General features: G+C 70.7%; 24 protein-coding genes and 1 rRNA gene. 9 read left to right on the forward strand and 16 right to left on the reverse strand.

Going from position 1 to position 26,156, the window contains the following annotated elements:
* Positions 1-142: 142 nt before the first annotated feature.
* Entirely contained in the window at positions 143-3,121 is a 2,979-nt protein-coding gene (locus tag AB0M73_RS45790) for a UPF0182 family protein (protein WP_363905850.1), read from the reverse strand.
* Positions 3,122-3,276: 155 nt separating this feature from the next.
* Here AB0M73_RS45790 and AB0M73_RS45795 point away from each other — a divergent pair, with 155 nt between their 5' ends.
* On the forward strand, positions 3,277-3,828 hold the full coding sequence (locus tag AB0M73_RS45795) for a PPA1309 family protein (protein WP_052395136.1): 552 nt from the start codon (positions 3,277-3,279) through the stop codon (positions 3,826-3,828).
* Positions 3,829-3,904: 76 nt separating this feature from the next.
* Here AB0M73_RS45795 and AB0M73_RS45800 read toward each other — a convergent pair whose 3' ends face one another.
* Positions 3,905-4,999 (reverse strand): PDZ domain-containing protein, encoded by a 1,095-nt coding sequence (locus AB0M73_RS45800; protein WP_363905853.1) that lies wholly within the window; start codon positions 4,997-4,999, stop codon positions 3,905-3,907.
* Positions 5,000-5,232: 233 nt separating this feature from the next.
* Between AB0M73_RS45800 and AB0M73_RS45805 the strand changes: the two genes are divergently transcribed.
* The gene (locus AB0M73_RS45805) at positions 5,233-6,579 is read left to right on the forward strand and encodes a zinc-dependent metalloprotease (RefSeq protein WP_363905855.1); all 1,347 of its coding nucleotides are present in this window, start codon (positions 5,233-5,235) and stop codon (positions 6,577-6,579) included.
* Positions 6,580-6,634: 55 nt separating this feature from the next.
* Here AB0M73_RS45805 and AB0M73_RS45810 read toward each other — a convergent pair whose 3' ends face one another.
* Positions 6,635-7,165 (reverse strand): M48 family metallopeptidase, encoded by a 531-nt coding sequence (locus tag AB0M73_RS45810; RefSeq protein WP_363905857.1) that lies wholly within the window; start codon positions 7,163-7,165, stop codon positions 6,635-6,637.
* Between the two features lie 338 nt (positions 7,166-7,503).
* Here AB0M73_RS45810 and AB0M73_RS45815 point away from each other — a divergent pair, with 338 nt between their 5' ends.
* The 3 genes from AB0M73_RS45815 to AB0M73_RS45825 all read left to right on the forward strand — a co-directional run bounded on the left by AB0M73_RS45815 (position 7,504) and on the right by AB0M73_RS45825 (position 11,059).
* Complete coding sequence (locus AB0M73_RS45815) at positions 7,504-8,601, forward strand: TOMM precursor leader peptide-binding protein (RefSeq protein ID WP_363905859.1); 1,098 nt, start codon at positions 7,504-7,506, stop codon at positions 8,599-8,601.
* 62 nt (positions 8,602-8,663) lie between these two features.
* Positions 8,664-9,974, forward strand: a complete 1,311-nt coding sequence (locus tag AB0M73_RS45820; RefSeq protein ID WP_363905861.1) for an AarF/ABC1/UbiB kinase family protein — start codon at positions 8,664-8,666, stop codon at positions 9,972-9,974.
* Between the two features lie 119 nt (positions 9,975-10,093).
* Complete coding sequence (locus AB0M73_RS45825) at positions 10,094-11,059, forward strand: hypothetical protein (protein ID WP_363905863.1); 966 nt, start codon at positions 10,094-10,096, stop codon at positions 11,057-11,059.
* A gap of 11 nt (positions 11,060-11,070) precedes the next feature.
* On the opposite strand, the gene AB0M73_RS45830 is transcribed toward AB0M73_RS45825, so the two are convergent.
* The 5 genes from AB0M73_RS45830 to AB0M73_RS45850 form a co-directional block, all read right to left on the reverse strand.
* Positions 11,071-11,256, reverse strand: coding sequence for a hypothetical protein (locus tag AB0M73_RS45830; protein WP_363905886.1), 186 nt, complete (start codon positions 11,254-11,256; stop codon positions 11,071-11,073).
* A gap of 220 nt (positions 11,257-11,476) precedes the next feature.
* The gene (locus tag AB0M73_RS45835; protein WP_043718936.1) at positions 11,477-11,710 is read right to left on the reverse strand and encodes a hypothetical protein; all 234 of its coding nucleotides are present in this window, start codon (positions 11,708-11,710) and stop codon (positions 11,477-11,479) included.
* Positions 11,707-12,090 carry a WhiB family transcriptional regulator gene (locus tag AB0M73_RS45840; RefSeq protein ID WP_043730119.1) on the reverse strand — a complete coding sequence of 128 codons (384 nt, stop codon included), beginning with the start codon at positions 12,088-12,090 and terminating at the stop codon, positions 11,707-11,709. Before AB0M73_RS45840 ends, AB0M73_RS45835 begins: the two co-directional genes overlap by 4 nt.
* A gap of 170 nt (positions 12,091-12,260) precedes the next feature.
* On the reverse strand, positions 12,261-12,479 hold the full coding sequence (locus tag AB0M73_RS45845) for a hypothetical protein (protein WP_043718937.1): 219 nt from the start codon (positions 12,477-12,479) through the stop codon (positions 12,261-12,263).
* A gap of 163 nt (positions 12,480-12,642) precedes the next feature.
* Positions 12,643-14,733, reverse strand: coding sequence for an ATP-dependent DNA helicase UvrD2 (locus AB0M73_RS45850; protein ID WP_363905866.1), 2,091 nt, complete (start codon positions 14,731-14,733; stop codon positions 12,643-12,645).
* A gap of 82 nt (positions 14,734-14,815) precedes the next feature.
* Between AB0M73_RS45850 and AB0M73_RS45855 the strand changes: the two genes are divergently transcribed.
* A complete protein-coding gene (locus AB0M73_RS45855) occupies positions 14,816-15,547 on the forward strand; it encodes a DUF4191 domain-containing protein (RefSeq protein ID WP_363905868.1) in 732 nt (243 codons plus the stop codon).
* Positions 15,548-15,646: 99 nt separating this feature from the next.
* Here the strand turns inward: AB0M73_RS45855 and AB0M73_RS45860 are convergent, their stop codons facing one another.
* Positions 15,647-16,114, reverse strand: a complete 468-nt coding sequence (locus AB0M73_RS45860) for an RDD family protein (protein WP_043718940.1) — start codon at positions 16,112-16,114, stop codon at positions 15,647-15,649.
* Positions 16,115-16,298: 184 nt separating this feature from the next.
* Between AB0M73_RS45860 and glnA the strand changes: the two genes are divergently transcribed.
* From glnA to AB0M73_RS45875, 3 genes are all read left to right on the forward strand, one after another.
* Positions 16,299-17,723, forward strand: a complete 1,425-nt coding sequence (gene glnA, locus AB0M73_RS45865) for a type I glutamate--ammonia ligase (protein ID WP_363905870.1) — start codon at positions 16,299-16,301, stop codon at positions 17,721-17,723.
* 167 nt (positions 17,724-17,890) lie between these two features.
* Positions 17,891-18,202, forward strand: a complete 312-nt coding sequence (locus tag AB0M73_RS45870; protein ID WP_363905872.1) for a hypothetical protein — start codon at positions 17,891-17,893, stop codon at positions 18,200-18,202.
* 38 nt (positions 18,203-18,240) lie between these two features.
* A complete protein-coding gene (locus AB0M73_RS45875) occupies positions 18,241-18,468 on the forward strand; it encodes a hypothetical protein (protein ID WP_043718944.1) in 228 nt (75 codons plus the stop codon).
* Between the two features lie 45 nt (positions 18,469-18,513).
* Here the strand turns inward: AB0M73_RS45875 and AB0M73_RS45880 are convergent, their stop codons facing one another.
* The 7 genes from AB0M73_RS45880 to rrf all read right to left on the reverse strand — a co-directional run.
* Positions 18,514-19,446 (reverse strand): NADP-dependent oxidoreductase, encoded by a 933-nt coding sequence (locus tag AB0M73_RS45880; RefSeq protein WP_363905874.1) that lies wholly within the window; start codon positions 19,444-19,446, stop codon positions 18,514-18,516.
* Between the two features lie 23 nt (positions 19,447-19,469).
* Entirely contained in the window at positions 19,470-22,415 is a 2,946-nt protein-coding gene (locus AB0M73_RS45885; protein WP_363905876.1) for a bifunctional [glutamine synthetase] adenylyltransferase/[glutamine synthetase]-adenylyl-L-tyrosine phosphorylase, read from the reverse strand.
* Between the two features lie 58 nt (positions 22,416-22,473).
* Positions 22,474-22,698, reverse strand: a complete 225-nt coding sequence (locus AB0M73_RS45890) for a hypothetical protein (protein WP_363905878.1) — start codon at positions 22,696-22,698, stop codon at positions 22,474-22,476.
* Positions 22,695-23,831: an inorganic phosphate transporter gene (locus tag AB0M73_RS45895; RefSeq protein ID WP_363905880.1), complete on the reverse strand. Its 1,137-nt coding sequence runs from the start codon at positions 23,829-23,831 to the stop codon at positions 22,695-22,697. The genes AB0M73_RS45890 and AB0M73_RS45895 overlap by 4 nt, the downstream gene beginning before the upstream one ends.
* Before the next feature lie 109 nt (positions 23,832-23,940).
* Entirely contained in the window at positions 23,941-24,687 is a 747-nt protein-coding gene (locus tag AB0M73_RS45900) for a type 1 glutamine amidotransferase (protein WP_363905884.1), read from the reverse strand.
* 401 nt (positions 24,688-25,088) lie between these two features.
* Positions 25,089-25,958: a GNAT family N-acetyltransferase gene (locus AB0M73_RS45905; RefSeq protein ID WP_363905882.1), complete on the reverse strand. Its 870-nt coding sequence runs from the start codon at positions 25,956-25,958 to the stop codon at positions 25,089-25,091.
* A gap of 111 nt (positions 25,959-26,069) precedes the next feature.
* Positions 26,070-26,156 (reverse strand): 5S ribosomal RNA (gene rrf, locus AB0M73_RS45910); the annotation flags it as partial.

The following is a 26,156-nucleotide window of genomic DNA, read 5'->3' on the forward strand; positions in this document are numbered from 1 at the left end:
GGGGGGTGTATTATTATAACCCGGCATAGGGGTTTTTCCCACACCCTCGACCTCCCTCCGCCCCCCCCCCGTTTTATTATGTTTAACGTTGGGGGGTGGGGGCCCCCGGCTTCCATTCGGGGCCCCCACCACGTGACCTAGATCATCTTCCGCCGCCGGTGGTGGTGGGTGCGGTGCTGGTGGAGCCCTGTGCGGCGGTGAACTCCTTGGTGGCGTCGTCGAGCGCCTTGTAGGCGTTGCCGAGGGCCTGGAAGTCGCCGCTCTGCTGGGCGGCCTTGATGGCGGCGAGCGCGGACTGGATGTCGGTGACGGCCTTGGCCATGTCGGGGCTGCCGCCGCCGGGCTGCCCCGTCGTGGTGGTGGGCGGCGGCGTGCTGGTTCCGGTGTTGCCGCCTCCCCCACCGCCTCCCCCACCGCTGCCGGCGCCGGGGCCGTTGAGGGCCTGGTTGAGCGCCTCCGTGAAGGTGGGCGCGAAGCCGACCCCTCCGTTGAAGCTGACGAGCACTCGCGACAGCTGCGGGTAGGAGGTGTTGGAGTTGGCGCTCTGGCTCTGCTCGACGTACATGGGCTCGACGTAGAGCAGGCTGCCGCCGACGGGCAGGGTGAGCAGGTTGCCGTACTTGATGTTGGTGGCCTGCTGCCGGAACAGGTTGAGCTGGTTGGCGTTGGTGGTGATGAACTGGGTCTGCATCAGCTTCGGACCGGGTGTCTGGGTGTCCGTCGGCAGTTGCAGCACGGTTATCTTGCCGTAGTTGGGCCCTGGGTCGGATGCCACGGAGACGTAGGCGGACATGAAGTCACGGCCGAGGAACACGAGCGGGCTGGTGAGCTGGAAGCTGGCCTTGCCGTTGCTGTTGGCCGGGTTGCCCGACATCACGTAGTACGGCGGCTGCGGCGTGGTCTGGGCCTGGATGGCCTGCGTGCTGGTGGGGTTGTCGACCGCGGTGGGGTCGCCGGGCACGTTCCAGAAGCCGACGCTGGAGAAGAAGTTCTGCGGGTTGGTGACGTGGTACTTGGCCAGCAGGCCGCGCTGCACCTTGAACAGGTCCTCGGGGTACCGGAAGTGGGCCCGCAGCTGCGAGCTGATGGCGCTGCTGGGCTGCACGGTGCCGGGGTAGACCGACTCCCAGGCCTTGAGCACGGGGTCGGTGTCGTCGACGGAGTACAGCTTCACCTGGCCGGTGTAGGCGTCCACCGTGGCCTTGACCGAGTTGCGGATGTAGGCGACGCCCTGGTTGGGCTGCCGGGCCGCGTTGGCGTTGGCGTTGAGCGAATCCGTGGTGGCGTCGCCGAGCTGGGTCTGCTGCGAGTACGGGTAGTTGGTGAGCGTGGTGTAGCCGTCGACGATCCACTCGATGTTGCCGTCGATGACCGCGGGGTACGGGTCGCTGTCGAGCGTGAGCCACGGCGCGACGTTCTTCACCCGGTCCGCGGGGTCGCGGTAGTACATGATCTTCGAGTTGTCGGTGATCGCCGAGTTGAACAGGATGTTCCGCTCGCCGTAGTACGCCGCGAACACGAGGCGGTTGAACCAGTTGCCGACGGAGACGCCGCCGCTGCCCTGGTAGGTGTACTTGGTGGCGTCGGTGTCGTACTCCTGGCCGTCGCCGGGCTTCTGACCGTCGGGGCCGCCGACGATGGCGTAGTCGTTGGTGTCGCCCTGCAGCTCGCCGTAGTAGATGCGGGGCTGCTTGACGTTGATCTCGCCCTCGCTGACCTTGCCGTCGGAGCCGAGCTCGCTGACGGAGAAGTCGGGGTAGCCGGTCGAGGTGACGGTGCTGGCCTTGGCCACCACGAAGCCGTTGCCGTGGGTGTAGACTAGGTGCTCGTTGATCCAGTTCTTCTGGCTGTCCGCGAGGCCGTTGGTGTTGATCTCGCGGGCGGCCACGATGTAGTCGCTGGTGACGCCGTTGACCGAGTAGCGGTCGATGTCCAGCTTCGGCGGGAAGTCGTAGAAGTTGCGGCCCTGCCGGAACTGCTTGAACGTCGGGTAGAGCACGCTGGGGTCGAGCAGCCGGGCGTTGGACACCGTCGGCACGTCGGTCTTGACCTGGTCGGCGGTCGCGGTCGGCTTGTTGTCGTAGTTCTGGTAGCTGACCTTGTCCTTGCCGAGGCCGAAGGCGTCGGTGGTGGCCGCGATGTTGTGCGAGATCGGCACCGACTCCTTCTCGTTCGCGTTGGGGGCGACCGAGAACTGCTGGAGAACGGCGGGCCAGGCCACGCCGATCAGCAGGCTGGACAGCACCAGCAGGGCGGTGGCGATGGCCGGCAGCTGCAGGTTGCGCAGGAACGCGCCGGCGAAGAAGGCGGCGGCGCAGAACACCGCGATGCACAGCAGGATCAGCTTGGCCGGCATGATCGCGTTCAGCGCGGTGTAGGTGGCGCCAAAGGCCTGCGGGTTGCTCTGTGAGAACAACAGGTCGTAGCGGTCGAAGAAGTACGCGACCGCCTTGAACAGCACGAAGACGCCGGCGATGATCGACAGCTGAATGCGGGCCGGGCCGGACAGCTGGCCGCCGCGGCCGGCGAGCCGGATGGCGCCGTACAGGTAGTGCGTGATCAGCGCGCCGAAGAAGGACAGCGCGGTCGCGACGAACAGCCAGTTCAGCATCCACTCGTAGAACGGCAGCGTGAACACGAAGAAGCCGATGTCGAGATTGAAGATCGGATCGGTCTTGCCGAAGCTGGTGCCGTGCAGGAACAGCTGCGCCTGCTGCCAGTCGTTGGTGGCGGTGACCGCGGACAGGAAGCCGACGATCACCGGGATGCCGATGCCGAACAGCTTGAGCCGGCGGCTGACCACCGTGCGGTAGCGCGAGACCGGGTCGTCCGGCCCGGACAGCGGCACGAACACCGGGCGGCCCCGGTAGGCCAGGAACAGGTTGGCCCACACCAGGCCACCGACCACGACACCGACCACCAGGAACAGGACCAGCTTGGTCACCAGTGTCGTGGTGAACACCGACTGGAAGCCGACCTCGCCGAACCAGAGCCAGTCGATGTAGGTCGAGAGCACCCGTGAGCTGAGGATCAGCCCGATGAGCACGATCACCCCGACGACGATCAGGATGCGGCTGCGTCGGGACAGCGTGGGTAGTCCGACGGGAGGCCGGTTTGCCACGGGGCACTCTCCTACGGTTGCGGTCGGCGTAACGCGGACGCGACCCTGCCGGGCCTCGCCACCTGTGACAACTCTACGGACGGTGTCCTGAGTTCCACGGGCGGGACACCCGCGCGCCCGGGCCTTGTCCGGAAGGGTCGTGCTCGGATGCGACGATGGGCGGCGTGCCTTCTGTTGACGACGCCGACGAGAGCCGGCCGACGCTGCTGCCCGCACTGGCCCGCGAGGTCGAGGAGTTCGTCTCCGCCGCCGGCTGGGACCAGGTCCCGCAGCTGTTCGCGCTGGTGCCGACGGCCCAGCTGATCGCCCAGCAGCCGGAGCTGCGCACGCAGCTGGATCCGGACGCCTCGCTGACGCCGATCGCCCAGGAGGAGCTGCCCGGCGAGGACCTCGGCGACGCGCTGGCGTCCATCGTCTGGCCCGACTCGGTCACCGGCTGCGCGGTGGCCCAGGAGATCGTGGTGCTGCCGCCGGACGCGGAGGCCGAGATCGAGTCCGTCGCCGACGACACCTCCGTGCTGCGCCGGGTCGCCTCCGAGCACCCGCAGCGCCGCGAGGCCCGCCTCGTCGCCGCCGTCCTGCGCGACGGCACCGCCGCCTGCGTGCTGCGCCTGCGGGGCGACCAGGACCGTCCGGACGAGATCGTCGAGCACCCCGAGCTGGCCCCCAACCTCACCGGCGCCCTCCTCCAGACCCTCCGCCCCTGACACCCCTTCATGCAGGGAAGGACGCCTTACCCTCGTTCAACGCGGGTAAGGCGTCCTTCCCTGCATGAGGAGCTGGTCAGCAGCCGGGAGTCGGCTTGCCGGCCTTGAGGGCCTGAAGCGAGCTGACGGCGTCGGCCAGCGTGTTGACCTTGATCAGCTTGAGGCCGTCCGGCGCGTGCTGCTTGGCCTCGGCGCAGTTGTCGGCCGGGGCCAGGAACGCGGTCGCGCCCGCCTCCTTGGCGGCGATCATCTTGAACGGGATGCCGCCGATCGGCTTGACCTCGCCCTGGTCGGTGATCTCCCCGGTGCCGGCGATGATGCCGCCGTTGTCCAGGTTGTCCGGCGTCAGCTTGTCGATCACGCTGAGCGCGAAGATCAGGCCGGCCGAGGGCCCGCCCACGTCGGCCAGGCTGATCTTGACCTGGAACGCGACGTCCGGCCGGTCGATCGGGCCGATACCCATGAAGCCCCAGGTGCGGTCGTCGCTGTGGCCGAGCGTGATGGTCGCGGTCTGCTCGGGCGCGGTGCCGCGCTGGAACGTCACCGGCACGGCCTGCCCGGGCTTGGTGTCCTTGAGCGCGTCCTGCACCTGCTGCGAGGTGCTCACCTTCGCGCCGTTCACGGACAGCAGCCGGTCGCCGGCGTTGAGCACGCCGGTCACGGGGCTGCCCTGGCTGATCGTGCCGACCAGCACCTTCATCGGGTAGCCGAGGTAGCGCAGCGCGGCGACCTGCGCGTTGGACTGCGAGTCGGTGAACTGCTGGACGTTCTCCTTCTGCACGTCCTGCTGCGACTCGCCCGGCTTGAAGTACTCCTCACGCGGGGCCAGCGAGTACCGGCCGGACGCCCACAGGCCCAGCGCCCCGAACAGGGTCACGCTGTCGGTCAGCGAGACCGTGGTCATGCGCAGCTGGCCCTTGGTGGGGAAGGTGTTCTGGCCCTGCACCGAGATCACCGTGGTGTTGTCGACGCTGCCCAGCGTGTTGAAGGTCGGGCCCGGGCCGATCGCCACGTACGGGATCGAGACGACACCACCGAGCAGACCGATGACCGCCACGAGCACGAAGCTCCACACGAGCGTCCAGGTGCGGCGACCAGGGCCGCCGCGGCGGGGACGTGGAGGCTGCGGCTCAGCGGTGTCCTGGTCGGGCCGCTCAGTTTGCTGACTCACGACGACACAGGGTACGGCCCCCACTGTGAGAGGCCCGTTCGCCGTGCCTCCCGCGTGAGCGCGAGGCCGCGCCGGTGCTTCGCCCGGTTGCTGGATTTCGATCGCCGCCACCCAACGCAACCCATCACCGAGCCGATGCGGCGGTCTAAATCCAGCAAGGGCGAGGCACCGGTCACGAGCGGCCGAGCCGCGACGCCGGAGGCGGCGCCAAGGGCACGGCGTACCTTGGGGATATGACCGATCAGCCGTTCGGGTTCAATCCGTCCCAGAACCCTGACGACCGCGGCGAGGGCTCCTCCTCCGGCGGCGGAAACACACCGCCCGGGGGGATGCCGCCCGGGGGCGTCCCCTTCGACATGGGCCAGCTCGGCCAGATGCTCAGCCAGCTGGGCCAGATGCTCAGCCAGGCCCAGACATCGGGTGGCGGGCCGGTCAACTACGAACTGGCCAAGCAGATCGCGGTGCAGCAGCTGGCCCAGTCCGGCGGCGCCGCGGCCGCCGACCAGACCGGCGCCGTGGCCGACGCGGTGCACCTGGCCGAGATGTGGCTGGATCCCGCGACCACCCTGCCGGCAGGCGCGCGTGTGGCCAAGGCGTGGTCGGCGACGGACTGGGTGAACGAGACGCTGCCGACCTGGCAGCGGCTGTTCGACCCGGTGGCGCAGCGGGTGTCCGGCGCCTGGGTCGACGCGCTGCCCGAGGAGGCCAAGGCCGCCGCCGGCCCGATGCTGGCGATGGTCGGCCAGATGGGCGGCATGGCGTTCGGCTCGCAGCTGGGCAACGCGCTGGCGCAGCTGGCCGCCGAGGTCCTCACCTCCACCGACGTCGGCCTGCCGCTCGGTCCCGAGGGCACCGCCTCGCTGCTGCCGGCCAACATCGAGAAGTTCACCGGCGGTCTGGAGCGCCCGGCCAGCGAGGTCATGGTCTTCCTGGCCGCACGCGAGGCCGCCCACCAGCGGCTGTTCGCCCACGTGCCGTGGCTGCGGCAGCGACTGCTGGCCACGGTCGAGGAGTTCGCCCGGGGCATCAAGGTCGACACCGCCGCGCTGGAGCAGCTGGCCACGCAGATCGACCCGAGCAATCCGCAGAGCATCGAGGAGGCCATGCGGTCCGGCCTGCTCGAACCGCAGACCACGCCCGAGCAGAAGTCGGCGCTCACCCGGCTGGAGACGCTGCTGGCCCTGGTCGAGGGCTGGGTGGACGTGGTCGTCGGCGACGCCGTCGGCGAGCGCCTGCCCGGCGCCGAGGCCCTGCGCGAGACGCTGCGTCGCCGCCGGGCCAGCGGCGGGCCGGCCGAGCAGACCTTCGCCACCCTCGTCGGCCTCGAACTCCGGCCGCGACGGCTGCGCGCCGCCGCCGCCCTGTGGCGTCTGGTCGGCGACCAGCACGGCATCGAGAAGCGGGACGGCATCTGGGCCCACCCGGACCTCATTCCGACGGCCGAGGACCTCGACGACCCGATGGAGTTCTCCGAGCGCCTCGGCGCCGTCGGCGGACTCGGGGACGATCCGATCGCCGAGCTCGAGCGCACCGAGCGCGAGGAGAAGGAGCGGGGCGAAAGCGGCCCCGGTCAGAGCTGACCGGCACCGAAGACGCGATTTCGTGGCGGCCTGCGCCACGAAATCGGTCTTGGTGTCAGTCCTCCTCGCTGATGCCCCAACCCGCTGCCGCCGCCAGGCCCTCGAGATAGCCGACCGCGCGGTCGGTCCGCGGATAGTCGCGCACCAGTTTCCAGAAGTTGGGCCCGTGCCCGGGCACCAACAGGTGCGTCAGCTCGTGCACCAGCACGTAGTCGAGCACCCACGACGGCACCTCACGCAGCCGCTCGCTCACCCGGATCGTGCCGTCGGCCGGCGTGCAGGACGCCCAGCGCGTCCGCATCGGCGGCACCCATCGCACGCTCTCGGGCACCGCCCGATTGCCCAGATGTCGCGCCGACAGCTCGGCGCACCTCGTCAGCAACGCCTCGTCCGACGTGCGCGCCGGCGACCTGCGGCGGGTCTCGCTCCGCTGCAGGCGCGCCAGCATCTCGGCCACCCAGTGCTCCTCCTCGGCCCTCGTCATCTGGGCCGGGAGCAGCACGATGACCGTGTCACCTTCCCGATATGCCGTGACCGTGCGACGACGTCGCCGGCTGCGGCGAACCTCCACCTGTGGATCAGCCACGCGTTCACGGTAAGGCCAAGCACCGACAATCCACCCCGAGTCGTGTCGGTCCGCACTGCGGACGTCCGTCGGTTCCCCCTCGGGAGTGGTTCCCACGCCCCGTCCATCACTACCGCCCGCGACCGTGTTTGCCCTGCTCGGCTGGGCTGTTCGGGGAATCGCCGCCAGCCCGGACACCAACTCGGGTGGTCCTGTCAAGGGCCGTCCGCGAGCGGCGAACGACGGTAAATAGTCCGATTTTGGCGAACTGTCAATCGACCGATCGTGAACTGTGCACTACCCACTCCGCCGGTGGACAACCGGTTGGCGGTCCTCCGCGACCCTGTCAGCCTGCGTTCATGGACCACATGCAGTCGGTGACGCAGTCGCGACGGAGCGTGGCGCTGCCGCGGCGGCCCCGGGTGCTGCCCGGCCTCGCCGTGCTGCGCCGCAACGAGACCGAGGTGCAGATCGGCATCGATCCCCAGCACGGAGTCCTGCTGGACGGCCTGTCCGAGGCCCTTGTCGACCTGCTGCCGGCGATGACCGGCGAAGCCACCCTGCGCGACCTGCTCGACCGGCTCCCGGACGAGCCCGCCAGACAGGCGGCGCGGGACCTGCTGGCCTCGCTGACCGACGCCGGCGTGGTCGAGGACGCCGCCCCGCCCGAAGGCCCGCCCGGCCCGCACACGCCCGCACGGCTGTCCGCCGACGCGACGGCATGGGCGCTGCGGACCGGCAACGAGCGCGGCCTGCTCGTGCGCAACCGGCAGCAGGCCGCCGTCTCCGTACGCGGCGACGGGCGGCTGGGTATCGCCATCGCCTGCCTGCTCGCGGCGGCCGGCGTCGGCTGGGTCGACTTCGCCGCGGTCGGCACGGTGCGGGCGGAGGACACCGGCACCGGATACCTCGACACCGACGTGGACACGCCCCGGCAGGAGGCCGGCCTCGCCGCCATCCACCGCGCCGTCTGCACCGCGCGGACCGGACCGCTGCCACCGTCCCGAAAACCGGACCTGGCCATCCTCACCGACCTGGTCGTGCCGTCACCGAGCCTGATCGCCCCGCTGCAGGCCGAGGGCGTGCCCTACCTGCTGGTGCGGATGCGGGACGGCACCGGTGTGGTCGGACCGCTGACCGTACCCGGGCGGACAAGCTGCCCGACCTGCATGGACCTGCTTCGCACGGATCTGGACCCGGCGTGGCCGCTGCTGGCCCTGCAACTCGCCGGCCGGCTTCAGCCCGGCGACCTGGCCGCCACGCAGGCGGCCGCCGGCTTGGCCGTCACGCAGGCGCTGGTCACCCTGGACTGGTGGTTGGCCGACGGGGCCGCCCCGGCCCTGGTCAACTCCAGCCTGGAGATCGACACCGTCACCGCGACGGTGACGCCGAGGCCGTGGGAGCCGCACCCCGACTGCCGCTGCGGTGCGGCCGGGGCACGGGAGGCTAGCGTGTAGGGCGCAGGCCGGGTGGACGAGATCACTCACGCCCACCCCCAGCTCAAGGGGAGAATCACCGGGTGACCGATATCCCGCGCAACGCCGTCCAGCGGACCGCGAAGCTAGCCAGTCTCCCGATCGGGGTAGCCGGTCGGGTGGTCGGCGGCTGGGGCAAGCGGCTGATCGGCCAGAGCGCCGAGGAGGTCAGCTCGCAGCTCAACGCCAAGACGGCCGAGCAGCTGTTCGCGGTGCTCGGGCAGCTCAAGGGCGGCGCGATGAAGTTCGGCCAGGCGCTGAGCGTGTTCGAGGCGGCCGTGCCGGACGAGCTCGCCGCGCCCTACCGCGACGCCCTGACCAAGCTCCAGGCCGCCGCGCCGCCGCTGGAGACGCGCAGCGTGCACCGCGTGCTGGCCGAGCAGCTCGGCGCCTCGTGGAGCAAGCGGTTCCAGGAGTTCGACGACGTGCCGGCGGCCGCCGCCAGCATCGGGCAGGTGCACCGGGCGATCTGGCATGACGGCCGCGAGGTCGCCGTCAAGGTGCAGTACCCGGGCGCGGACGAGGCGCTGCTGTCCGACCTGAAGCAGCTCCAGCGGTTCAGCCGGCTGTTCCAGGCCCTGGTGCCCGGGGCCGAGATCAAGCCGCTGCTGGCCGAGCTGCGCGAGCGCATGGTCGAGGAGCTGGACTACCGGACCGAGGCCGCCCACCAGCGCGCCTTCGCCAAGGCCTTCGACGGCGACGAGCACGTGCTGGTGCCCAAGGTCGTGGCCAGCGCGCCGATGGTGGTCGTCTCCGAGTGGGTGACCGGCACGCCGCTGGCGTCGATCATCCGTGACGGCGAGCAGGAGACCCGCGACCACGCCGGCACGCTGCTGTCGGAGTTCCACTTCTCGTCGCCGGCCAGGACCGGGCTGCTGCACGCCGACCCGCATCCCGGCAACTTCATGCTGATGCCGGACGGCCGACTGTGCGTGATCGACTTCGGCGCGGCCGCCCGGCTGCCCGACGGCCTGCCGCGCACCCTGGGCCTGATGACCCGGCTGTCGCTGGAGCACCGTTCCGAGGAGCTGCTGGAGCTGCTGCGGGTCGAGCACTTCGTGCGGCCGGACAGCGAGGTCGAGCCGGACGACGTCGTCGCCTACCTCGGGCCGTTCGTCGAGCCGCTGCGGACCGAGCGCTTCAAGTTCACCCGCAAGTGGCTGCAGAAGCAGGCCGAGCGCATCGGCGACCTGCGCGGGCAGGACTTCCGCACCGGGCGTTCGCTCAACCTGCCGCCGCAGTACCTGCTCATCCACCGGGTGACCATGGGCGCGACCGGCATTCTGTGCCAGCTCGGGGCCGAGGTGCCGGCGCGGGCGATCGTGTCGCGGTGGCAGCCCGGCTTCGCCGACTGACTGCGTGTCCCCAGGGTTGTCCACAGCCCTGGAAACCGATCGGGCCACCTGGCGGCGAGTTGTCCACAGAAATCAAATCGGTATTCCGCCGCGGTGGCCCCGGCCGGACCATCGAGGTCATGACGCACACCTCGCCGCCCGACCTGGCGTCGCTCGCGCACACCATGCCCGACGGTGTGGTCCGGGCCGCCGAACTGCGGGCCAGCGGTGTCTCCGGCTCCGCCATCGTCGGCCGGTGCCGGCCCGGCGGGCCGTGGCAGCGCCTGCTGCCCGGGGTCGTGCTGATGTCCAGCGCCGAGCCCAGCCGGCGGCAACGGCTCCGGGCCGCGCTGGCCTACGCCGGCGAGGACGCCGCCATCACCGGCCTCGACGCCGCGGGCCTCGACCACGATCTCGGTGTCCGCGCACAGGGCGACGTCCATGTGCTCATCCCGGCGTCCCGGCGGACCACCACCAACGGCTACGTCTTCGTCGAGCGCACCACCCGGATGCCTACCCTCATCGAACGCGACGGCCTTCGTTACGCCCCTATGCCGCGCGCCGTCGTCGACGCCGCCCGCCGCGAACACGACGCCGTGCGCCTGCGGGCCCTGCTCTCCGGTCCCGTCCGCTTCGGCGCGTGCAGCGCCTCCGCCCTCCGCGTCGAGCTCGATTCCGGCAACCAGCGCGGCTCCGCCGCCCCTCGCGCCGCCCTCCGCTCCGTCTCCGACGGCGTCGTCTCCCTCACCGAGGCCTTGGCCCGCCGCGTCGCCCGTGGCGCCGCCTTGCCCATGCCCCGGTGGAACGTCCCCCTGCGTGACGTCGCAGGCTCCCTGCTCGGCGTCGTCGACGCCTGGTGGGACGACGTCGCCTTGGCCTGGGAGGTCGGCACCCACCACTTCCGCCTCGGCCACACCGACCCGTCGCCCGGCTACGCCAGCCCCGCCCTCACTTCCGCCGGCGTCATCATCGTCCGCACCCCCGCCTCCCGCCTCAGGTCCGACCCCACCGGCGTCCGCCGCGACCTGGTCCAGGCCTTCCACCGCGCCGCCGACCGCGTGCGACCACCGGTCCACGCCCTCTCCGACCGCGCCCCCACGCGCTAGCCGGCGATGGGTCACCAGTATTCGGCGGGGAGCTTGCCCTCGATGTCGCGGACGTGGGCGCGGGCGCAGCCGGGGCACAGCCAGCGCTGGCCGCCACGCTCGCGTTCGGAGACCCAGGCGAGGGCCTCGGCCGGGGCGGCGGCGGGGTCGCGGCGGCGGCCGCAGATCGAACAGTGCACCAGTTCGTTGTCTGCCACGCCCCCGACGCTAGGACAGTTCCGAGCGCGGCGGGCGGGCAGTTGGGGCTCCGGGTGGACGAAGCCATTGAGCCACGCGCCAGGCAGGTGCACCAGCCAAGGCATGCCCACCGGCCTGACGCACGCCCCACACAGCACGCACGCCCGGCCGGCGCACTGCATGAAGCGGCAGCACGCCGGCCGGGCCGGGTTGGCTATTCGGTTGTGGGATTCAGTTATGTCAGGCGACGTACCGGGATGAAGCCCGTTCCGCGCGCCTGGCGGCCCAGCCGGCGACCTTGCGCCACCGGGTGGTGGCGCTCAGCCGGCGGGCCAAGCGTTGCTCCTCGGCTACCAGGCGTACTTCATGCAATCGGATTCGTGCGAGTTCTTGGTCGAGCAACATGAACGAGGTCCCCTCAGGTTTGCGATCCATGATCATCGGGATGTCTGTGGTGTAGCTGGCGGTGTTCACGCGGCGGCCTCCTGATTTCCTGTGGTGCCCGAGCCCGCCTCGGCGAGGCGGTCGTTCTTGCGCGGACGGCCACGGGGCCGCTTGCGCGGGATGACCGCGCCACGCTCGAAGATCTCGCCGCCCCACACGCCCCACGGCTCACGCCGGGCGAGAGCGGCGGCAAGGCACTCGGTCAGGACGGGGCAGCTGGCGCAAAGGGACTTCGCCTGCTCCAGCTCGGCGGGAGCATCGGCGAACCACAGGTCCGGGTTGTTGGCCCGGCAGGGAAGGTCGAGCCCGGCACCCGGCGCGGTGTCGAGCAGCTCGGCCACTCCGGCGCCGGTGGGCGCGGCGAAGTCGGGCAGCACAGTTCCCTCTATCGGAACGGTGGCGGTGAACATGGTGGACTTCCTCCCGGTTTCGGTGGTGCTCATGCAGGTGGTGGCGGTGGTGCTGTCGTACGTCGGGGCGTGCATGTCCCTGCCGTTCGAGTTGTGCCGAAAAACCACAAAGGCCGCGGTCCCGTTCCCGGGTCCGCGGCCTTAGTGAGCCGTAGTGCCTGACGCTGCGGTCAGGTACTTCGCTCCTGCGCGGACCAGAGAAGAACGTGCTTGCGGACCTTGACGAACGCCGGCTGACCATTGGTCAGGGCGCGCTCGACCAGGCCGGCCGTCCGAGGCCAGGTCTGATCGACGGAGACACCACTGGTGCTGTCGTTGCCGCACATGGCAAGAGCCCCGGCCAGCGGATAGGCCGGTGCGACCAGAATGTTGATTCCGTTGCTGCCCATGCCGTCCGCCTCCCATCCAGGGTCTCGTAGTGCCGATGTGCCAGTGACGCCGTGTCGGTTCTCGTCTTGTCAGGGCGTCTCGCGCCCCGCCTATGCAGGCTATTGCCCCTGCGCAGGGGCGTGCAACCGGTTTTTGAAAAGTTCCGCCGAAACTTCTTGGCGGTCAGGTGGAGCCTACACCCGCACCACCCTTGACCAGGGCAAGAACGTCCGCTCCGTACTTGTCGAGCTTGCTCGGGCCGATGCCGGAGATGGCCACCAGGCCGCCGGTGTCGGCCGGCCGCTGCTCGGCGATGGCGGTGAGCGTGGTGTCCGTGAACACCACGTACGGAGGAACCCTCAACTGCTTGGCCCGCGCCGCACGCCACTTCTTCAGGCGTTCCAGCAACTCCTCGTCCACATCGGACGGACAGGTCGCGCAGCGGCCCAGCTTGATCGCGGGCGTGCTCGTCAGCGCGTCGCCGCACACCCGGCACTCGACCCGGACGGCTCGCCGCGCCGGCCCCGCCTCCCGGCTCGCGCCGCCGATCGATCGCGCGGCCGGGTGGTCCTCGGGCAGCAGCCCGTAGAGGAAACGGCTGCGACGGCGGCTCCGGCGGCCGCCCGCGGTCCGCGACAGCGACCAGGACAGCCACAGATGTTCACGCGCCCGGGTGACGCCGACGTACAGCAGCCGGCGCTCCTCCTCGATCGCCGCCTCGTCGGTGTCGGCGTGCTGGATCGGCACGGTGCCGTCGGTCAGCCCGATCAGGAACACCGCGTCCCATTCCAGCCCCTTCGCCGCGTGCAGCGACGCCAGCGTGACGCCCTCCACGGTCGGCGGATGCTGCGCCTCGGCCCGCATCTCCAGCTCGCCCACGAACCGCGCCAGGTCGGCGCCCGGCGTCACCGAGTCGAGCTCCTCGGCCAGCTCGACGAGCGCCAGCAGCGACTCCCAGCGCTCCCGCTGCGCCCCACCGGTCGGCGGCTCCAGCGACAGGCCGTGCGGCTTGAGCACCTCGCGGACCACGGTCGGCAGCTCCGCCGTCGGCGCCCCGCCGGCGGCCGACCGCAGCGACATCATCGCCTGCCGGATCTCGGGCCGGGCGAAGAACCGCTCGCCGCCGCGCACCTGGTACGGGATCTGCTTCTCGGTCAACGCCTGCTCGTAGGCCTCCGACTGGGCGTTGACCCGGTAGAGGATGGCGATCTCGCTGGCCGCCACGCCGTTGCGCAGCAGCGCCCCGACCCGCTCGGCCACCGCCTGCGCCTCGGTCGGCTCGTCGTCGAACTCCGAGAACATCGGAACCGGCCCCGGCGGCCGCAGGCCGATCAGCCGCAGCCGCGACCCGGCCGGCCGGTCCCGCGCCGCCCCGATCACCTGGTTGGCCAGCGACACCACCTCGGGCGTCGACCGGTAGTCACGCTCAAGGCGCACCACCACGGCCTCCGGGAACCGCCGCGGGAAGTCCAGCAGCGGCCGCGGCGAGGCGCCCGCGAACGAGTAGATGGTCTGGTTGGCGTCGCCGACCACGGTCAGGTCGTCCCGGCCGCCGAGCCAGCCGTCGAGCACCCGCTGCTGCAGCGGCGTCACGTCCTGGTACTCGTCGACGACGAAGCAGCGGTACCGGTCGCGGAACTCGACCGCGACGTCGGAGTGCTCCTCCAGGATCGCCGCGGTGTGCAGCAGGAGATCGTCGAAGTCGAGCATCCGCGCCCGCGTCTTGAGCTGCTCGTAGCCCTGGTAGACCCGGGAGATCTGCTCGGCCGGCAGCGGCACGTCACGCCGCGCCTTGGACACCGCCACCGGGTAGTCGTCCGGCGTCACGAGCGAGGCCTTGGCCCACTCGATCTCGCTGGCCAGGTCCCGCAGCGACTCCGCGCTGGTCGGCGCCCCGAGCCGGTTGGCGGCCTGGCCGACCAGCCGCAGCTTGCCGTCGAGCAGCTCCCACGGGGCGTCGCCGACGACCCGCGGCCAGAAGTAGCGCAGCTGACGCAGGGCCGCCGCGTGGAAGGTGACCGCCTGGGCGCCGCTCACGCCGAGCGCCCGCAGCCGGGTCCGCATCTCGCCGGCCGCGCGTTTGGTGAAGGTGACGGCGAGCACCTGGCCCGGCGCGACGTGACCCCGGTCGACGAGGTAGGCGATGCGCCTGGTGATCGTCCTAGTCTTTCCGGTGCCCGCCCCGGCCAGCACGCACACCGGTCCCCGAGGTGCGGTGACCGCTCCGAGCTGGTCCGGATCCAGGTCTTCGAGGAGTCGACCTTCGGCGTCCATGACCCGCATCCTCGCAGAGCCCTCCGACAGAAAATGCGGAGCGGGGCGGAACCGGTCCGTCCACCGGCCTTATCCTGGACACATGGCTGGTAAGCAGGACGACAAGGCGGCCGCCAAGGAGGCGGCACGCGCTCGGCGCGCGGAGTCGCGGGCCCGGCGCAGTCAGATCTTCGAGGCGTTCAAGATGCAGCGCCGCGAGGACAAGGCCCTGGTGCCGCTCATGGTCGCGGCTCTGGTGGGCATCGCCGCCGTCGCGTTCCTGGTCGGCCTGATCTGGGACATGCAGTGGCTGTTCCTCGGCCCCGGCGTCGTGCTCGGCGCCCTGGCCGCCGTGTTGCTGTTCGGACGGCGCGTGTCGCGCAACGTCTACAGCAAGGCGGAGGGCCAGCGCGGCGCGGCCGCGTGGGCCCTGGACAACCTGCGCGGCAACTGGCGGGTCACGCAGGCCGTGGCCGGCACCACGCAGCTCGACGCCGTGCACCGCGTGCTGGGCCTGCCCGGTGTCGTGCTGGTCGGCGAGGGCGCGCCGCACCGGGTGAAGTCGCTGCTCGCGCAGGAGAAGAAGCGGCTGGCCCGGGTCGTGGGCAGCACCCCCATCTACGACATCATCGTCGGCAACGGCGAGGGCGAGGTGCCGCTGCGCAAGCTCCAGCAGCACATGACCAAGCTGCCCCGCAACATCTCGAAGGCCGACGTCGACCGCCTGGAGAAGGGCATGGCCGCCCTGGCCAGCCGCGGGGCCGCGCTGCCCAAGGGCCCGCTCCCGCAGGGCGCCAAGATGCGGAACGTGGCCCGCACGCTGCGCCGCCGCTGACGGAACACGAACACAGCCGACACGAAGGCGGCTTTGGTGGCAGGAGATGCCACCAAAGCCGCCTTCGCTCTGTTCAGGGAGAGAAAGAGAGGGAGCGCGTCACCGCATGCGCACGACGACGGTGCCGACCAGGCGGTCGTGCAGGCCGCGGTAGTCGTAGTCCCAGACGACGGCGGGGATGATCAGGCCGGACAGGAAGGTGCGCAGCACGGCGCGGGGGACGCCGACCATGGCGGAGCCGTCGATGCGGGCGACGCGGACGCCCATGGCGTACATGCCGGGGGTGAAGCCGAAGAAGGAGACGGCCACCACGCCGATGACGAACCAGGTGAGGATGCTCCAGTTGCGGGGCAGGTCGGGCATGGTGAACAGGCCGGTGATCAGGCCCGACAGCAGGCAGTCGATGAGCATGGCCACCGCGCGACGGGCGGTGGAGGGGATGGAGCCGACGCCGGTCTCGGGCAGGCCGAAGCGCTCACCGCGGTAGCGGTGCTCCGAACGGCCGCCGGCGGCGGGCTCGGTGGCCGCGCGCGGCCCGGACATCCACGAACCGGTCCACCTGTTCACCCCTCCAGGGTAAGGCCGTGGTCACAGCACGGTGGCGGTGAGGTCCGCGACTAGCCTTTTCGCGGTCGCGTTAACACCCGCGAAACACCCGGGTGACTGACGGGCAACACCACCCGCCTAGTTTCGTCACGGAAAAAGCCGGCGACGTGCCGGGACAGGTTACGAGCCGAAGGAGCCAACGAGGGTGTTCACCAATCCCGACGAGGTCCTGCGCTTCATCTCCGACGAGGAAGTGAAGTTCGTCGACGTCAGGTTCAGCGACCTGCCTGGCATCATGCAGCACTTCACCCTGCCGGCCGCGGCGTTCGACGCGGACGCGATGGCCGAGGGGCTGGCCTTCGACGGCTCGTCGGTGCGCGGGTTCCAGCAGATCCACGAGTCGGACATGATGCTGCTGCCCGACCTGGCGACCGCGCGGATCGACCCGTTCCGCATCGAGAAGACCCTCATCGTCAACTTCTTCGTGCACGACCCGCTGACCCGCGAGCCCTACAGCCGCGACCCACGCAACATCGCGCGCAAGGCGGAGCTGTTCATCGCGGAGAACGGCGTGGCCGACGCGGCCTACTTCGGCGCCGAGGCGGAGTTCTACCTGTTCGACTCGGTGCGCTTCGACAGCGCCGAGAACGCCTCCTTCCACGAGATCGACTCCAGCGCCGGCTGGTGGAACACGGGCGCGGACGAGGAGGGCGGCAACAAGGGCTACAAGGTCAAGTACAAGGGCGGCTACTTCCCGGTCTCCCCGACCGACCACTTCGCCGACCTGCGCGACAAGATCACGCTGAACCTGATCGACTCCGGCTTCACCGTCGAGCGGGCGCACCACGAGGTGGGCACCGGCGGCCAGTCCGAGATCAACTACAAGTTCAACTCGCTGCTGCACGCCGCGGACGACCTGCAGCTGTTCAAGTACATCGTGAAGAACACGGCGTGGCAGGCCGGCAAGACCGCGACCTTCATGCCCAAGCCGCTGTTCGGCGACAACGGCTCCGGCATGCACTGCCACCAGTCGCTGTGGAAGGACGGCGCGCCGCTGTTCTACGACGAGTCCGGCTACGGCGGCCTGTCCGACACCGCGCGCCACTACATCGGCGGCCTGCTGCACCACGCGCCGAGCCTGCTGGCCTTCACCAACCCGACGGTGAACTCCTACCACCGCCTGGTGCCCGGCTTCGAGGCCCCGGTCAACCTGGTGTACTCGCAGCGCAACCGCTCCGCGTGCATCCGGATCCCGATCACCGGCAACAACCCGAAGGCCAAGCGCGTCGAGTTCCGCTGCCCCGACTCGTCGGGCAACCCGTACCTGGCCTTCGCCTCGATGCTGATGGCCGGCCTGGACGGCATCAAGAACAAGATCGAGCCGCCGGCCCCGGTCGACAAGGACCTCTACGAGCTTCCCCCCGAGGAGGCCCGCGAGGTCGCGCAGGTGCCCGGCTCGCTCGGCGAGGTGCTGGACAACCTGGAGCGCGACCACGACTTCCTGCTCGAGGGCGGCGTGTTCACGCCGGACGTGATCGAGACCTGGATCGCGCTCAAGCGTGAGAACGAGATCGACCCGCTGCGGCTGCGCCCGCACCCGTACGAGTTCGCGCTGTACTACGACGTGTGATCCGCGGCGGGATTCACCCCGCCGCAGCTAGACGTCGCGCCGAAGCCGGGTCCGTGTTCTCACGGGCCCGGCTTTTGCTTGGGACACAAAGGAAAAGTGACACGGACGTAACAAAACGATCGCCTCGATCGGGTTGGATGAACAGCAGTGATGCTGGAGGTGGCGAGATGGCCGAACCCATTCCCGCGCAGTCCGAGCAGGTGGAGTCCACCCGCGAGGTGGTCGTCGCCGTTCCCGTCTACGACGCGGTGCGCGGCCTGAACCGGGCCTGGCCGGCGAACTACCGGCTCAGCTTCGACGTCACCCCGCACGGCGAGGTGGTCATCAAGGGCGACAAGGCGGGCCTGCGCGGCCTGGCCACGCAGCTGCTGGCGCTGGCCGAGGCGGACGTGCCGCAGCGCTACCACCACCGCATCGACGACTTCATGCTGGAGATCGACCGCGGCTCCTTACCGGTGCGGATCGAGCAGGCAGGCTGACAGCAGGGGCCGACGGCGGACCCTCTAGTGTCACGCCCGTGGCCGAAAATGACACGAACCTGCTGTCCACCCACTTCTTCGACTCCGCCTCCGAGGCGACCGAGGCGGTGCGCGCCGCCGACCTTCTTGGTCTGGGTGTCGCGCTGTCCAACCGGATCGTCCCGGACACCGACTCCGACGACGGCTCGTTCGTCGAGGAGTGGGTGGTCGACATCTTCGCCAGCGTTCCCGAGGCGGAGGCCGACGGCGAGGCCGAGGTGGCCTGAAAGCGCTCGGGGTGGGGCGCGCGAGCGCCCCACCCCGGCCCAGGCTCACGGCACCGAGACGACGACCTTGCCGCGCACGTGGCCGGCCTCGACCAGGCGCTGCGCGTCGGCCGACTCGGCCAGCGGGAACACCTTCTCGATCACCACCGTGATGTCGCCCGACGCGGTGAGCTCGCCCAGCCAGGCCAGCTGCTCGCTGTTCGGCTTCACGAAGACGTACTTGCCGCCGGTCTCGCGGACGCGGTCCTCGATGATCGACCCGATCCGGGTGGCATCGCGCACCAGCTTCGGCGACACGCTCAGGGCGTCGCCGCCGATCAGGTCCACCACCGCGTCGACCTTGCCGTCGCCGCCCAGCAGCGCCGCGACCCGGTCCTCCAGGCCTTCGCCGTAGGTCACCGGCTCGGCGCCCAGCGAGCGCAGGAAGTCGTGATTGCGCTCCGACGCCGTGCCCACCACCTTCGTCGCGCCGAGCACTCGGGCGATCTGCACGGCCAGGTGCCCGACGCCGCCGGCCGCGGCGTGCACCAGCACCGTGTCGCCCTCGCCCACGCCGATCTTCTTCAGCAGCTGCAACGCCGTCAGCCCGGCCAGCGGCAGCGCCGCCGCCTGCTCGAAGGTGATGCCGGCCGGCTTGTGGGCCAGGCCCCGCTCCGGCGCCGCCACCAGCTCCGCGAACGTGCCGTTCTGCACGTGGTCCTTGCGCAGGTAGCCGAAGACCTCGTCACCGGGCTCGTAGCCGTCGGCCGCCGGGCCCGCCTTCACGACCACGCCCGCCGCGTCCCAGCCCTGGATGAGCGGGAAGTGGTGCGGCAGCGAGCCCTGCACGTAGCCCTGCCGGATCTTCCAGTCCACCGGGTTCACGCTCGCCGCCCGCACGGCCACGAGCACCTGGTCGGGGCCGAGCAGCGGGTCCGGCAGCTCCTGGAGCGACAGCACTCCCGCGTCGCCGAACTCGTTCTGAGCGATTGCCTTCACGTGGGCTCATCCTCCAGTTGGGGTCACTGCGGGTAGTCGTAGAAGACCCGCTCCACCACACTGCGCGCGCGGCGCGTGGTCCGCCGGTAGTCGTCCAGGAATTCCCCCGGATCGGTGCCCTGCGGATACCCGAGCGCGGCGGCGACCGATGCCAGCTCACGTCCCGAGGTCGGCACCTGGTCGGTTGGCTTGCCCCGCACCAGCGTCACGGCGTTGCGCGCCCGGGTCGCCATCAGCCACGCCGAGGTCAGCGCCTCGGCGTCGGACTCGGTGATCAGGCCCAGCTCGGCGGCGTGGGCCAGGCCCTCGGTCGTCGACGTCGTCCGCAGCCGCGGCTCGTCGCCGGCGTGCTGGAGCTGGAGCAGCTGAACCGTCCACTCGACGTCGGCCAGCCCGCCCCGGCCGAGCTTGGTGTGCGTCGCCGGATCGGCGCCTCGCGGCAGCCGCTCGGCGTCGACCCGGGCCTTGATCCGCCGGACCTCGCGCACCATCGCCGGGTCGAGCCCGCCAGCCGGATAGCGGACGGGGTCGACCATCTCGCAGAACCGGCGTCCGAGGTCCTCGTCCCCGGCCACGGCGCTGGCCCGCAACAGGGCCTGCGCCTCCCAGGCTTCCGACCACTGCGCGTAGTACGCACGGTAGGAGTCCAGGGTCCGGGCCAGCGGGCCGTTGCGGCCTTCGGGCCGGAGATCGGTGTCGACCTCGAGCGGCGGGTCCTGGCTGGGGGCGGCGAGCAGGCGCCGCACGGCCCCGGCGATGCCGTTGGCGTACTTCACGGCTTCGGCCTCGGTGGCCCCGTTGCGGGGCTCGCACACGAACAACACATCGGCGTCCGACCCGTAGCCGAGCTCACGGCCGCCGAGCCGGCCCATGCCGATCACCGCGATCGTGGCCGGCGGCGGGGCACCATCGGAGGATCGCAGCGCCACGTCGAGGGCCGACTGCAACACCGCCAGCCACACTCCCGACAGCGACGCGCACACCTCCTCGACCTTGATCAGCCCGAGCAGATCGGCGCAGGCCACACGGAGCAGCTCGTGCCGACGCAGCGACCGCGCCGCCGCGACCGCCTGCGTGAGGTCAGCGTGGCGGCCCACGGCGCTGCGCAGCGAAATCCCCACCTCGACGGGATTGCGGTGCGCCAGCGAAGCCGTGTCGGACAGCAGCCGCAGCACCTCGGGGGCGCGCACGAGTAGGTCCGGCACCAGCTTCGACGTGCTCAGCACGACGGCGAGCCGCTCGACCACGGCCCCCTCGTCCCGCAGCAGACGCAGGTACCAGGGCGTGTCGGCCAGTGCCTCCGACACCCGCCGATACGCCAGCAGCCCGCCGTCCGGATCGGGTGTGTTGGCCAGGAGGTCGAGGAGCACCGGCAGCAACGTCATCTGGATCGCCGCACGCCGCGACACCCCGGACGTCAACGCCTCGATGTGCCGGAGCGCCCCGTCCGGCGCCGTGTAGCCCAGGGCGGCGAGGCGGGCCGTCGCCTCCTTGGTCGTCAGCCGCATCGCCTCGGTCGGCACGCGGGCGACGGCCTCCAGCAGCGGCCGGTAGAAGAGCTTCTCGTGCAGACGACGCACCCGGTTGCCGTGCCGCCGGAATTCCGCCAGCAGGACGTCGGCCGCCGCGCGCCGTCCGTCCGGGTAGAGCCCCGCCGACCGGGCCAGCCAGCGCAGGCCCGCGCGGTCGTCATCGGCCGGGAACGTGTGCGTCCGCCGTAGGCGCTGCAACTGAAGCCGGTGCTCCAGCGTGCGCAGGAATCGGTACGACTCGGCCAAACCGGCGGCGTCGGCCCGGCCCACGTAGCCGCCCGAGCCCAGCGCTTCGAGCGCCGCCATGGTCGTGGGCGAGCGCAGCGCGTCGTCGGAGCGGCCGTGCACGAGTTGCAGCAGCTGGACCGCGAACTCCACGTCCCGCAGGCCGCCGCGCCCCAGCTTCAGCTCCCGCTCGGCGATGTCCTTCGGCACGTGCTCCTCGACCCGCCGGCGCATGGCCTGGACGTCGACGACGAAGTTCTCCCGCCCGGCCGCCGTCCACACCATCGGGGCCAACGCCTCGACGTAGCGACGGCCGACCTCCTCGTCGCCGGCGATCGGCCGTGCCTTGAGCAGCGCCTGGAACTCCCAGGTGCGGGCCCAGCGCTTGTAGTAGGCGACGTGGCCGTCCAGCGTGCGGACCAGCGCGCCCGCTTTGCCCTCCGGGCGGAGCGCCGCGTCGACCTCGAAGCACGCCTCGCCGGCGATGCGCATCATCGAGCTGGCCAGCCGGGTCGCGGTCGGCAGGTCGTCGTCGTTGTCGATGACAAAAACCACGTCGACGTCGCTGACGTAGTTCAGCTCCCGGCCACCGCACTTGCCCATCGCGATCACCGCGAGCGTGGACGGCTTGCCGACCTGCTTCGCGGCCAGCGCGAGGGATGCTCGCAATGCCGCGGCGGCCAGGTCGGACAGCTGCTCGGCGACCTGCTCGTAGCCGCGCTCGGCGATCTCGGGCTGCACGAGGTGCCCCAGATCGGCGGCCGCGATGTCCAGCAGCAGCCCCCGGTAGGCCCGGCGCAGCTGTCGGACCTCGTTCGGGCCCTCCTCTACCGATCGCAGCAGGTGGGCTGTGTAGTCGGCGGCCGGCACGGTCTCCGCGCTCAGCCGCCGCCACTCGTCGGGGTTGGCGACCAGGAAGTCGCCGAGCGTCGTCGACGAGCCCAGCACGGCGATCAGGCGGCCGCGAAAAGCGCCGTCGGTGTTCAGCGCCTCGGCGATGGCCGGCCACTGCGTGCCGGCGGCCTCCCGCAGCCGGTCCAGGCTCTGCAACGCCAGGTCCGGGTCGGGACTACGCGACAAAGCGCCGAGCACCAGCTCGGCGCCTTCGACCGGACCTCCGCGCCACCAGCCGCCGGCGTGGAGGATTTCCTCTGCTCGCGGATCGGTGAGACCGAACCTGGCCGGCGAGGACGTGGACCGTGGATCTGTCATGACGGGCCCAACCGTAGTCCCACCGGCCGGGGTCCCGTCATCTTGTCGTGCGCTCGCCTCAGCGGGCGACGATCAGGAACAGGCCTTCGAGCACCACGGCGCCGCACGCGGCGAAGCAGAAGACCGCGAGAGTCAGGCCGGCTACGCCGGAGCCGCCCTGGGCCCTGGCCGTCACCCGCTGCGAGACGCCGCGAATGCCCATGGCGAACAACGCCACCAACGCGGCCACCGAGACCAGGCCGACGGCGAAGACTTCGCCGAGCGCCGCCCAGTTCACGCTCATGCCGCCACCTTCAGCGGCTCGGGCTCCGGCGCCACGTCGTCGTTGACCACGCTGTCGGCCGTGACCGGCTTGCGGCGCGAGGCCACGTAGATGCCGGCCGCGACGGCGATGCCGAGCACAGCCACGATGATCACGCCGACGGCACCGGTACTGGCGATCGAGCTGGCGATGGCACCCACCACGGCCGCCGCCGGCAGCGTCAGCACCCACGCGCTGACCATGCGGCCCGCGGTGCTCCACTGCACGTTCGACGCCTTGCGGCCGAGGCCGCCGCCCAGAATGCCGCCGGAGACGACGTGCGTCGTCGACAGCGCGAAGCCGAGGTGCGAGGAGGTGAGGATGACCGCCGCCGCGCTGGTCTGTGCCGCGAAGCCCTGCGGTCCGTCGATGGTGGTCAGGCCCTTGCCCAGGGTCTGCGTGATGCGCCAGCCGCCGAAGTAGGTGCCGAGCGCGATCGCCGTGCCGGCGCTGATGACCACCCACACCGGCGGGCCGGCGTTGGCCGGCAGCGCGCCGGCCGTGATCAGCGTCAGCGTGATCACGCCCATCGTCTTCTGCGCGTCGTTGGTGCCGTGGGCCAGCGAGACCAGGCCCGCCGACACGATCTGGCCGACCCGGAAGCCCGACGACACGACTCTGCGGTCGGCCGTGCGGGTCAGGCGGTAGGTCAAGTAGGTGGCGGCCATGGCGATCAGGCCGGCGATCAGCGGCGAGGCGACGGCCGGGATCAGGACCTTCTCCACGACCTTGCCGAAATGCACGGCGTCGGCGCCCGAGGCCACCCAGGTGGCGCCGATCAGGCCGCCGAACAGGGCGTGGGAGGAGCTGGACGGCAGGCCGACCAGCCAGGTCATGAGGTTCCACATGATGGCGCCGACCAGGCCGGCGAACACCACCGCGGGAGTGATCTTGAGGTCGTCGACGATGCCGCCCGAGATGGTCTTGGCCACCTCGACGGACAGGAACGCGCCGACCAGGTTCAGCACAGCGGACATGGCGACGGCGACTCGTGGTCGCAATGCGCCGGTCGCGATCGAGGTGGCCATCGCGTTGGCCGTGTCATGGAAGCCGTTTGTGAAATCGAAGGCCAGAGCCGTCAGCACAACAACGGCGACCAGTAGGGGGACGTCCACCAATTCCTCCGCCGGTGGGCAACTATGTGTGGAACGCTACCCCACGTCGGATGGGGTGACAGACGACCAAGTGGGCGTCATACCGCGAACGTACAGTGACCGCGCGTTATCACACCAGTGGCAGTGTTCTGACACTGGTCAGAGCCGGTTCCAGTTGGCCGGCGGTGAGCTGCACGAACCGCTGCGCAAACGGTTGCCACACCTCAGCCATGGTGACGTGCGCCTCGGCCAGATATGCCGGTTCGAACTGGCCGGGCCGCGCCAGCGCCGCCTCACCGGGGGCCAGCGCCGCCCAGTTCAGCACGATTTCCGGCGTCGTCTCGATATGGAATTGCACGCCGTAGGCCACCGAACCGACCCGGAATGCCTGATTCGGGTATCGCGGCGAGGACGCCAGCAGTTCCGCGCCGGGCGGCAGCATGGCGATCTCGTCATGGTGGAACTGGAGCACATCCGGCGTCAGCGGCAGCTCCGCGAACAACGGATCCCGCCCGGCGGTATCCCGCTTGGCCACCAGCAGCACCCCGACCTCAGGTCCCTCCTTGCCCCGCCGCACCTGTCCGCCGGTCGCCGCCGCCAGCAGCTGCGCCCCCAGGCACACCGCCAGCGTCGGCACCTTCGTCGCCACCGCTTTGGACAGCAGCAGCCGCACATCCCCCAGCCACGGATGCTCGCGGTCGTCCAACGCCCCCATGTCGCCCCCGAGGCACACCAGGCCCTCGTACCCGTCAAGCGCCGGCAGCTCTTCCCTCGCCGGCGCCACGACGTCGAGCTCGGCACCGGCTTCCGTGAGCCAGTCACCGAGGCGCCCGACCGGATCGTGGTCGGAGGGCTGGATGACGAGCAGGCGAGGCAGAGTCACACCACTGAGCCTAATCCCGCCTCCCAGCGGACTCGAAGGCCAGCTCCACCTAGTCCCGGAACCCGATGACGCTGGTACACCCCGTCCGAGGTCGGATCGGCCAGATCCGAAAGGCGAGACAGGGCCACGCCACTGCCAGCCCGCCAGCCGAGCGGATCGATGGCCGGTTCCACATGGTCGGCGACCGGCCGGAACCCGACGCTGGTGCACCCCGTTGAGGTCGGGTTGGCCAGACGCGGCAGGCGAAGGAGAGTCACGCCGCTGGATCTCGGCGGGTGGGGAGATCGATGGCCAGCTCCACCTTGTCGGCCACAGGCTGGAAGCCGGCGCGCCGGTACACGTCCTTTGAAGTCGGACCAGCGAGAACCGGCAGGCAAGGTAAGGCCACGCCACTCTTAGTCCTGCCGGCTGGGCGGGTCGAAGGCCAGCTCTACGTAGTCGGAGACGGGGCGGAAACCAATGCGCTGGTATACGCCGTTGGAGGTCGGGTTGGCGAGGTCGGTGTAGAGAAGGACCTCCTGTGCGCCAACGGCTTGGGCCCACTGGGCGGCAGCGGCAGTGGCGGCGGCGCCGTAGCCGTGGCGGCGGTGCTCGGGGGGTGTGTAGACGGGACCGATGCGGGAGGCGCCGGCGGTGGGGGCCTTGGCTGCGGCGCTGCTTACTGGCACGCCGTCCACCTCCCAGATCACGCAGCCGGCGCCCAGGGCCAAGAGACGCCGAGCGCCGTCGGCGGCCTCGGCCAGGGTGTGGGGGCGGTGGGCGTTGGCTTCGAGGGAGAAGGCGCGACCGTGCTGGGCGAGGAGATCGACGTCGTCGACGGTGGCGATGCGAGCCCGGCCAACCACTTGGGGGACAACGAGATCCGCGAGGCGGTAGAGGCGGAGATCGAGGATGGTGCGGACGGGGCGGGAGGTGGCGGCGGACCAGGCGGCCGCGAAGGAGTCGGCAACGTCACGCGGACCCATGACGGAGTCGAGCTCCGGATGGGTGGAGAGAAGTTCTTTGACCAGCAGGGGAACGTCGTCACAGTGGATGCCGCTCAACGCCAGTGGCCAGGGTGGGGTCCACAGCGCAGCTCCGCGCAGGGCACCGTCGTTGCCGTGCAGACTGATCAGCACCGGCGGCACGGCGTCGGCCTGTGGCGCATCACTCAGTGCGTGGATCACGCTGAGCACGGTCGTGTGCCGGACCGGCTCGGCCTCGTACAGGCCTCGCGTCACCGCGGAGAAGGCGGCGACGTCGTCGTAGAACCTGGTCTCCTCCATGCCGCCACTGTGCCCAGGCGCCGGCCGGCTCCGCGACTGATTTTTGGTCCAGAAATAGGAAAAGCTCCCCAGATCTGTATTTCTACAGATCTGGGGAGCTTCCCAAATTTTGTCCGGCGGCGTCCTACTCTCCCACACCCTCACGAGTGCAGTACCATCGGCGCTGGAGGGCTTAGCTTCCGGGTTCGGAATGGGACC

Source organism: Kutzneria sp. NPDC051319 (assembly GCF_040682195.1).
GTDB lineage: Bacteria > Actinomycetota > Actinomycetes > Mycobacteriales > Pseudonocardiaceae > Kutzneria.

Coding starts and splice junctions, on each gene's coding strand:
- AB0M73_RS45840 (WP_043730119.1), bottom strand. CDS start 12,090: ATGTTCACCGCCACCGTTCCGATAGAGGGAACTGTGCTGCCCGACTTC.
- AB0M73_RS45815 (WP_363905859.1), top strand. CDS start 7,504: ATGGACCACATGCAGTCGGTGACGCAGTCGCGACGGAGCGTGGCGCTG.
- AB0M73_RS45890 (WP_363905878.1), bottom strand. CDS start 22,698: ATGAGCGTGAACTGGGCGGCGCTCGGCGAAGTCTTCGCCGTCGGCCTG.
- AB0M73_RS45905 (WP_363905882.1), bottom strand. CDS start 25,958: ATGGAGGAGACCAGGTTCTACGACGACGTCGCCGCCTTCTCCGCGGTG.
- AB0M73_RS45850 (WP_363905866.1), bottom strand. CDS start 14,733: ATGGACGCCGAAGGTCGACTCCTCGAAGACCTGGATCCGGACCAGCTC.
- AB0M73_RS45805 (WP_363905855.1), top strand. CDS start 5,233: ATGACCGATCAGCCGTTCGGGTTCAATCCGTCCCAGAACCCTGACGAC.
- AB0M73_RS45825 (WP_363905863.1), top strand. CDS start 10,094: ATGACGCACACCTCGCCGCCCGACCTGGCGTCGCTCGCGCACACCATG.
- AB0M73_RS45845 (WP_043718937.1), bottom strand. CDS start 12,479: ATGGGCAGCAACGGAATCAACATTCTGGTCGCACCGGCCTATCCGCTG.
- AB0M73_RS45795 (WP_052395136.1), top strand. CDS start 3,277: ATGGGCGGCGTGCCTTCTGTTGACGACGCCGACGAGAGCCGGCCGACG.
- AB0M73_RS45885 (WP_363905876.1), bottom strand. CDS start 22,415: ATGACAGATCCACGGTCCACGTCCTCGCCGGCCAGGTTCGGTCTCACC.
- AB0M73_RS45870 (WP_363905872.1), top strand. CDS start 17,891: ATGGCCGAACCCATTCCCGCGCAGTCCGAGCAGGTGGAGTCCACCCGC.
- AB0M73_RS45855 (WP_363905868.1), top strand. CDS start 14,816: ATGGCTGGTAAGCAGGACGACAAGGCGGCCGCCAAGGAGGCGGCACGC.